The organism is Roseateles sp. (genome assembly GCF_031397715.1).
Classification (GTDB): domain Bacteria; phylum Pseudomonadota; class Gammaproteobacteria; order Burkholderiales; family Burkholderiaceae_C; genus Paucibacter_A.
On the sequence record NZ_JANNMI010000484.1, the window covers coordinates 1 to 7178 of the forward strand.

General features: G+C 66.2%; 9 protein-coding genes. 2 read left to right on the top strand and 7 right to left on the bottom strand.

Annotated features, from left to right (window positions below; translation table 11 throughout):
- The first annotated feature begins 105 nt into the window (after window positions 1-105).
- Complete coding sequence (locus RMO57_RS21530) at window positions 106-324, top strand: hypothetical protein (protein ID WP_310390175.1); 219 nt, start codon at window positions 106-108, stop codon at window positions 322-324.
- 128 nt (window positions 325-452) lie between these two features.
- On the top strand, window positions 453-1700 hold the full coding sequence (locus RMO57_RS21535; RefSeq protein ID WP_310390177.1) for a rhodanese-like domain-containing protein: 1248 nt from the start codon (window positions 453-455) through the stop codon (window positions 1698-1700).
- Between the two features lies 1 nt (window position 1701).
- On the opposite strand, the gene RMO57_RS21540 is transcribed toward RMO57_RS21535, so the two are convergent.
- The 7 genes from RMO57_RS21540 to RMO57_RS21570 all read right to left on the bottom strand — a co-directional run.
- Window positions 1702-2481 (bottom strand): DeoR/GlpR family DNA-binding transcription regulator, encoded by a 780-nt coding sequence (locus tag RMO57_RS21540; RefSeq protein ID WP_310390179.1) that lies wholly within the window; start codon window positions 2479-2481, stop codon window positions 1702-1704.
- A gap of 61 nt (window positions 2482-2542) precedes the next feature.
- A complete protein-coding gene (locus RMO57_RS21545) occupies window positions 2543-3805 on the bottom strand; it encodes an FAD-dependent oxidoreductase (RefSeq protein WP_310390180.1) in 1263 nt (420 codons plus the stop codon).
- Window positions 3802-4065, bottom strand: coding sequence for a 2Fe-2S iron-sulfur cluster-binding protein (locus RMO57_RS21550; RefSeq protein WP_310390182.1), 264 nt, complete (start codon window positions 4063-4065; stop codon window positions 3802-3804). The genes RMO57_RS21545 and RMO57_RS21550 overlap by 4 nt, the downstream gene beginning before the upstream one ends.
- Window positions 4062-5189, bottom strand: a complete 1128-nt coding sequence (locus RMO57_RS21555) for an NAD(P)/FAD-dependent oxidoreductase (RefSeq protein ID WP_414896474.1) — start codon at window positions 5187-5189, stop codon at window positions 4062-4064. Before RMO57_RS21555 ends, RMO57_RS21550 begins: the two co-directional genes overlap by 4 nt.
- Entirely contained in the window at window positions 5189-6133 is a 945-nt protein-coding gene (locus tag RMO57_RS21560) for a proline racemase family protein (protein ID WP_310390184.1), read from the bottom strand. Before RMO57_RS21560 ends, RMO57_RS21555 begins: the two co-directional genes overlap by 1 nt.
- Before the next feature lie 20 nt (window positions 6134-6153).
- Window positions 6154-6849: a GntR family transcriptional regulator gene (locus tag RMO57_RS21565; RefSeq protein WP_310390187.1), complete on the bottom strand. Its 696-nt coding sequence runs from the start codon at window positions 6847-6849 to the stop codon at window positions 6154-6156.
- A gap of 38 nt (window positions 6850-6887) precedes the next feature.
- Window positions 6888-7178 (bottom strand): dihydrodipicolinate synthase family protein (locus RMO57_RS21570; protein WP_414896475.1); only part of this gene is annotated, 291 nt, incomplete at its 5' end.

Consider the following 7178-nt stretch of genomic DNA (forward strand, 5'->3'; position numbering starts at 1 on the left):
CATATCTGCCACCTACTATTGCGTTGAGGGATGGGAGCAGTCAACGTATACCGGATCCGTCGCGCCCCTCGCGCCGTGGGTCGGCAAGGCCAAGGAGTGACAACAATGAGCAAAGACACCTACACCAGCGTCAGTGGCAACGGCCTGCGCTACGAGTCAAAACTGGGCGGGTCGCCCTTTCTGGGTAGCGGTCACACCCGCTCATGTTTCAAATGCGGCAAGCACCGGACACCGAATAACCTGCAGTCCAAGCGCGTACTGGGCCGCACCGAAGTGGTTTGCAAACCCGGTTGCGCAAAACCCAAGGACAACAGTACCGAGTAGTAGGTGCTCGGGCTGATGTGGTGAATGAGCGCGGATCCGCAGCGACCACTTAATAAGTCGGGTTGAGCGCTACTTTGCCACGCCGCTAGCCGTACAAGTGGGTGGGCTATGGCCTAGACTTGGCGCCCATGGAATATCAATTGCGTTCTTCATGCCACGCTGGCCCGGGCAGAGTCTGGGTCAAACCGGCGCGGCAAAGCATTGTTGCGGCCCGTTGGCTGCTGTTGGCCTTGGCCGGTGCCGCTGCCGCGCCAGCCGCAGCGGCCGAGTCCTTCTCGGTATTGATCAACCCCGGCGATGAAGCAGAGCAGTCACGCTTTGCCACCTTCAGTGCTTGGAAGGCGATCGTCGAGCAATCGTTGCGCGCCGAACGCAGCCCCGCGCTGAAGCTGACGCCCTCGACCGACGCGGCGGCCGATTTGTCGGCCACTCGTGCCCGGTTGTTTGATCTGTTCGTGGCGCCGGCGCATGTGATCGGTAGCGCGGTGCGCTATGGCTACGTGCCGGTTGCCAGTGTGGAGAAACCGGTGCAGGCAGTGCTGGTGGCTTTCAGCAGCAGCCCGGTCAGCAGCCTGGAGTCGGCCGCCGGCAAGCGGGTCGGCCTGCCGCAGCAGGACAGCATCGTCACCTATCTGCTGCGCGGGGAACTCAATGCCGCTAACAGCACGGTCAAGCGGCATTTCGCCTCCGTGGTCGAGAGCCGTTATCAAGACGCCTTGCTGATTTGTTTGCAGATCAAGCGCTGTGACGTGGTGGCGGTGGAGCGCGCGGTGTTTGATCGCTGGGTGGCCGCCGGCGAGCCACTCAAGGTGGTGATGCAGAGCAAGGCGGTGCCGGGGTTTGGCGTGGCCTTGAAAGCTGGCTCAACGCTCGCCCCGGATGCCTTGCGCGCCGCCTTGGCCAAGAACCTGGCGGTGGCCCCGGGCGCCTTCGGCGCGCAGAAATTGCAGCCCCTGGTGGCCCAGGACTTTGACTATGTGTCGACCTTGGGCTACTTCACGCCGCGCAGTTTGCCGGGGGCTGCGGTGGTTGACGCCGCTGCAGTGGCGCAGCTGCTGAAGACCGGCGCGGTTTTGGTCGACACCCGCAATGATGTGGAGTTCAAGGCCGGGCATATTGCCGGCGCGCAACTGCTGCCCTACGGCGAGAAGAGTGCAAAAGACTCTGACTTCAAGTTCAGCGAAGATTCATTCGACACCTCAAAGCTGCCGGCCGACAAGGCCAAGCCCGTGGTGTTTGCCTGCAATGGCGCCGAGTGCTGGAAGAGCTTCAAGGCCAGCCACGCGGCCTTGAAGGCAGGTCATAGCAAGGTCTATTGGTTCCGCGGCGGCTTCCCAGAATGGCGCGCCGCGAACCTGCCGGTCGAGGCTCAGTAGCTCAGATCGCCGCGCTGATGACTCGCTTGATGCCGGCCCGGCGCAGGCGCTCCAGCAAAGCCGGCTCGGCGCGGCTGTCGGTGACCAAGGAGTCGATTGCTGCTGCCGCACAAATCTGCACGCGGCTGCCCTGACCGAGCTTTTTGCCGTTGGCCAGCATGATGTTGTGGCGGGCATGCGCCAACATGGCGCGCGCCACGCTGGCTTCGTGCCAGGCATAGTCCAGGGCGCCATGCTCGGGGCTCAAGGCGGTGGGGGAGATCAGTGCATAGTCCACATGGAAGCGTGCGATTTCGCTGACCGTGGCTTCGCCACTGGTGGCGGGCACATCGGTCTGCAATTTGCCGCCGAGCAAATGCACCTCGATATCGGGGCTGGCCGCCAGCGTTTTTGCCACGTCGATCGAATTGGTGATCACATGCAGGCCCTTGGCACCCAGCAGCGCTTGGGCCAGCGCATGCGTACTGGAGCCGGCGTCGATGAAGCAGGCGCTGCCCGCCTCGATCAGCGCCGCGGCGGCGTGCGCGATGGCGCGTTTTTCTTCCTTGTGCAGCCGTGCTCGCTCAAGGTAGCTGGCCTCGGCCGGGCTCTCGGCGGGCAAGCCGCAAGGCACGGCGCCGCCGTGCATGCGCTTGAGTTTGCCGTTTGACTCCAACTCGATCAGGTCACGCCGCACCGTTTCCTTGGAGACACCCAGCTCCAGCGCGAAGGCGTCGGTGGTCAGGCGTTGGCGTTGGTGCAGCAGCGAGATGATGCGGTCGTGACGTTCAGGAGTCCACATGGGAGCCAGATAGCGCGGGGCGATCCACTATTAGCGCCCAACTTGATGACGCTGTTATGACTCAGCTATCCAGCAGCTTGCTGAGCGGCGCCGGCTGCAACGGCGCTCGCACGCTGCGGGCGGCTGCGATGGCCGGCCAGCCGAGCAGGCTCTCGCAGATCGGCCCGCAAATCCGCCCCTGGCAAGCGCCCATGCCGCAGCGGGTTTGCAGCTTGGCGTCGCGCCAGCTGCGTTGTTCCTTCAACTCGCCCAGGCTGACATCCTCACAGCGGCAAATCAGCGTCTTGGCGTCGGCCAACTGCAGCAGTTCTGGGCGCAAGGCGAAGCCCTCGGCCAAGGCTCTGGCAAAGCTTGTGGTTCGTGCGTGTTGCCGGCGCTGCGTGGCCGGTGCGCTGCGACCCAGCATGGCCAGGGCGGCGATGCGGCCCTCGATCAGCGCCTTGTCGACCCCGCCTATGCCGGCGCATTCGCCCGCCGCAAAAACACCAGTTAGCGATGTCTGCATGCTGGCGTCGACTTTGATCGCACCGGCTGCTATTTGGCAGCCCAGCAGTTCGGCCAGTTCCGTATTGGGCAGCAGGCCGAAGCCCGTGCCGAGCGCATCACAGGGCAGCTCCCACTGCCTGCGCCCGTCACTCATCAGCAAGGCTTCCAGCCGTTCCGACCCCATCGCCCTAACCACCCAACTGCCGGTCAAATAGTTGCTGCCGCGCAAACGCCAGGCCAGCCCGGCGGCTTGGCCCAGTTTGGCGAGCGGCAATTTGGCCGCAAAGCCGGCCAGGGCGGCCCGACCGGCTTGTTCCGCCACCAGTGTCAGCTGAGCGCCGGCGGCACGGGCGCTGTCGGCCGCGGCCAGCAGCAAGGGGCCGGAGCCCGCCAGCACCACGCGTTTGCCGGCAATCGGCCAGCCGCTTTTGATCAAGGCCTGCAGCCCGCCGGCGCCGCTGACGCCGGGCAGAGTCCAGCCCGGAAAGGGCAGGTGGCGTTCGCGGGCGCCCAGCGCCAACAGGATTTGCGGCGCCTGCACCAAGACCGCGGCGGCGGCCGGCTCAAGCAAGTTTTGCAGGCGCAAGCGGTAACTGGCCTCTTCGACGGCGATAACGCCATGCCCAAACAGGCAGCGCAGGCCGGCATGTGGCTGCAGTGCGCTGATTTGGCGCGCCCAGGGCTGCGCCAGGCCGGCGCGCCAAATCTGCCCGCCGGGCCGCATGCCCTGATCGACCCAGATGACGCGGCGCCCGGCCGCCAGCAGCGGGCCTATGGCCGCGATACCGGCCGGCCCGGCGCCGACGACGATCACATCGGCGCTGAAGGCGCTGCTCATGTTTCGGTTCCGATGCGCATACCGTCCTTGGCGGGCGTTAGGCAGCCCAGTCTATGGGCCAGGCCGTCGATGCTGACCCGACATTCCTGGCACTGGCCGATGCCGCAAAAGGCCGCACGTGCTTGGCCGCCGAGCGAGCGTCGGGTGCCGGCCAGGCCAGCATGCGCCAGTGCGGCGGCCACATTGCAGCCCAGCGGAACCAGGCTGGGTCGGCCGTTGATGAAGACGGTGATTTGGGCAGTTAGCAGCGGCTGGCTCATAAAAAGCGACTCGGTGAGAAGGGGTGAGCGTCCAACTGGGGCGCGGCGCCCAGGCTCAAATCGGCCAGCAGCTCGGCCGTGGCCAGCGAGGTGGTGATGCCCAGGCCCTCATGGCCGGTGGCCAACCAGACCCGCGGCAGCTGCGGGTGGGCGCCGATCAGCGGTTGGCCGTCGCGGCTGGCCGGGCGTACGCCGGTCCAGCAGCGCAGCAGGCTCAAGTCGCGTAGGCCCGGCAGATAGCTGCAGGCTTGGCTCAGCATTTCCTGCAAGACGGCCGGGTCCAACTCACGGTCGCTGCGGCCGATCTGGCGCGAGGAGCCGATCAGAATTTGCCCGCCGGGGCGCGGTTGGACGTTGAAGGAAACCGTGTCCTGATCGCTCAGATGGGCTTTTTTGATATAGCCCAGCTCGACCAGTTGGTGGCTGAGTAAGCCGGGGTAGCGCTGGGTGATCGCCAACTGACCTTTTTTCGGCGTCAGCCAGCCCGGTGGCAACCAGGTTTGGCTGGCCAGGCCGGCGCACAGCACCGTCAGCGCGCTCCACAGTCGGCGGCCATCAGCGAGCAAAACGCTGCTGCCGTCGAACGACAAGACCCGACCCTCGATCACTTCCGCGCGCGCCTCGGCCAGCCAGCGCGCCGCGACTTTGGGTGGATAGACCCGCGCATCGCCGGGCACCTGCAGCGCGCCGGCCAAGCCCGGGCGCAGCAGCGGCTCGGCCCGCGCCAGCTCAGTGGGCTTGAGCAGCGCGGCCCGGATGCCGCGCGCGACTAGCCACGCCTGCTTGCGCTCGGCCAGGGCCAACTCCTCGGCGTCGGCAGCGATCCACAGCGTGCCGCAGGCCTGATGTTCGGCCTGGGCGGGGTGGTCGGCGCTCTCATCCAGCCATTGCTGCCAAAGCTGTTGACTGCGCCGGGTCAGCTGAAATTCGGCGTCAGCGCCGCCGCTCTCATCGTCGACCACCAGCAGATGCCCCATCGCCGCCGCAGTTGCGCCGCCGCCGATAGCGGCGGGCTCGATCACGCAGACCGACAAACCCTGGCGCGCATAGGCCCGCGCGCAGGCGGCACCGATGATGCCGGCGCCGACGATCAGCACATCGGCTGTGCGGCGCTGTTTCATCATCAAACTGGAATGCCCCAGCCGAACGGGTCGCCGGGCTGGAACACCAGGGTGGCGTCCAAATTGACATAGGCGCGGCCCTGGATGCGCGGCAAGATTTGGCCGTTGCTGCCGCTGGCTCTGTCGGTTTCGTAGTCGGCTTCAAACACCGTGCCGATGACGCTCTCCTGGCGCCAGATTTCGCCGGCCGCCAGTTTGCCGTCGGCCGCCAGGCAGGCCAGCTTGGCGCTGGTGCCGGTGCCGCAGGGCGAACGGTCATAGGCTTTGCCGGGGCAGAGCACGAAGTTGCGGCCCTGATTGGCCGGGTCTTGGGCCGGGCCGGTCAGCTCGATATGGTCGATCTCCTGGCCGCCCGCGCCGCTGATGCCTTGATCCCGCAGGGCTTGGCGAATGCGCCAGCCCAAATCGGTCAGCGCCTCGGCTTGGTCGAGCTGCAGGCTCATGCCATGGTCCGCGCACAGAAAAAACCAGTTGCCGCCCCAAGCCACATCACCATGCAGCAGGCCGTGACCGGGGACCGCCAGCACGACTTGCGCCGCGTGGCGATAGGCCGCCACATTGGCGACGCTGACGCGTCCGTCTGCGGCCAGCGTGGCGGTGACGACGCCGACCGGCGTTTCGATGCGGTGCTCGCCCGGGACTATGCGACCCAGATAGGCCAGCGTGGCGATTAGGCCGATCGTGCCGTGGCCGCACATGCCAAGAAACCCGACGTTGTTGAAGAAGATCACGCCGCAGCAATGGGCCGGGTCGACCGGCTCGCACAGCAGCGCGCCGACCAGGACCTCGGAGCCGCGCGGTTCATTGACCAGCGCGCTGCGCCAGCGGTCATGCTGTTCACGCAGCAGCGTCAGCCGCTCGGCCATGCTGCCGCGGCCCAGATCGGGGCCGCCGGAGATCAGCACGCGGGTCGGCTCGCCGCCGGTGTGGGAGTCAATAAAGCGCATGGCTAAATGTCAGTTGATGTTCAGGCAATGACCGCCTGCGCGTAGTGGCGCAGATAGTCCAAGAGTGCGTCCGACGCCGCTGCGGCCGCCGTCGGCTCACCGGCGGCAATCGCTTGAGCCAGGCCCAAATGGCAGCGCGCGCCTTCATGCATATCGCCTTGATGCTGATAGGCATACCAAAAGCGCCGGCATTGGATCGCCATCGGCACCACCGCCGCCGCCGCAAAGATGTTGCGGCAGGCGGCGTGGTTGACATGATCGAGCGCTTGGTCGGCCGCCATATAGCTGGGCAGATCCGAGGCCTGGGCTGCGGCCATCATTTGCTCGGCGCTGCCAAGTAAATCTTGGCGCTGCTGCGGCGTCGCGCGGCGCGCCGAGGTGGCGGCGATCAAACGTTCCAACACCCGCCGGGCTTCGAGCAAATCGAGGTGCTCGGCCAGGCGGATATCGCTCACCAACAAGCCGCGGCGCGGCTGCTGGACGATCAGACCGCTGGCGACCAAGCGCATCAGGGCCTCGCGCGTTGGCGTGCGGCCCAGGCCGGTGTGGGCGATCAGCTCGGACTCGACAATCGGAGCGCCGGGCCGCAACACCAGGGTTGAGATCATGGCTTCCAGCTTGTCGTAGGCCTGATCGGCATAACGGCGCTTGTCAGCGCCGTCGCCAAGGTTCCGGCGTTGGTCGAGCGGGGTGGCGGGGGCGGAGGCTGATTTCATCTTGGCCGCATCATCGCAGGCTCCACCGTGACTTTTGACTAGAGCAAACCAGACAGATCGGGCCGGGTGTCCAGGCCACGCTGGATGATGGACATCACGCGGGCGCGCTCGTCGCCGACCAGGGGCAGACGTGGCCGGCGCACGGTCTCGTTGCCGACGCCGGCCATCATCTCCGCCAGCTTGATGTTCTGCACCAGCTTGGCGTGCACGTCCAGATGCAAGAGCGGCATGAACCATTGATAGAGCTTCAGCGCCTCGTCATAGCGTTTGGCGCGCATCAGTTTGTAGAGCGCCACCGTCTCGGCCGGGAAGGCGTCGCACAGGCCGGC

What these genes read in the sequence shown, in the direction of transcription:
- RMO57_RS21535 (WP_310390177.1), top strand. Translation starts at nt 453, where the DNA reads ATGGAATATCAATTGCGTTCTTCATGCCACGCTGGCCCGGGCAGAGTC.
- RMO57_RS21545 (WP_310390180.1), bottom strand. Translation starts at nt 3,805, where the DNA reads ATGAGCAGCGCCTTCAGCGCCGATGTGATCGTCGTCGGCGCCGGGCCG.
- RMO57_RS21550 (WP_310390182.1), bottom strand. Translation starts at nt 4,065, where the DNA reads ATGAGCCAGCCGCTGCTAACTGCCCAAATCACCGTCTTCATCAACGGC.
- RMO57_RS21560 (WP_310390184.1), bottom strand. Translation starts at nt 6,133, where the DNA reads ATGCGCTTTATTGACTCCCACACCGGCGGCGAGCCGACCCGCGTGCTG.
- RMO57_RS21565 (WP_310390187.1), bottom strand. Translation starts at nt 6,849, where the DNA reads ATGAAATCAGCCTCCGCCCCCGCCACCCCGCTCGACCAACGCCGGAAC.
- RMO57_RS21530 (WP_310390175.1), top strand. Translation starts at nt 106, where the DNA reads ATGAGCAAAGACACCTACACCAGCGTCAGTGGCAACGGCCTGCGCTAC.
- RMO57_RS21555 (WP_414896474.1), bottom strand. Translation starts at nt 5,189, where the DNA reads ATGATGAAACAGCGCCGCACAGCCGATGTGCTGATCGTCGGCGCCGGC.
- RMO57_RS21540 (WP_310390179.1), bottom strand. Translation starts at nt 2,481, where the DNA reads ATGTGGACTCCTGAACGTCACGACCGCATCATCTCGCTGCTGCACCAA.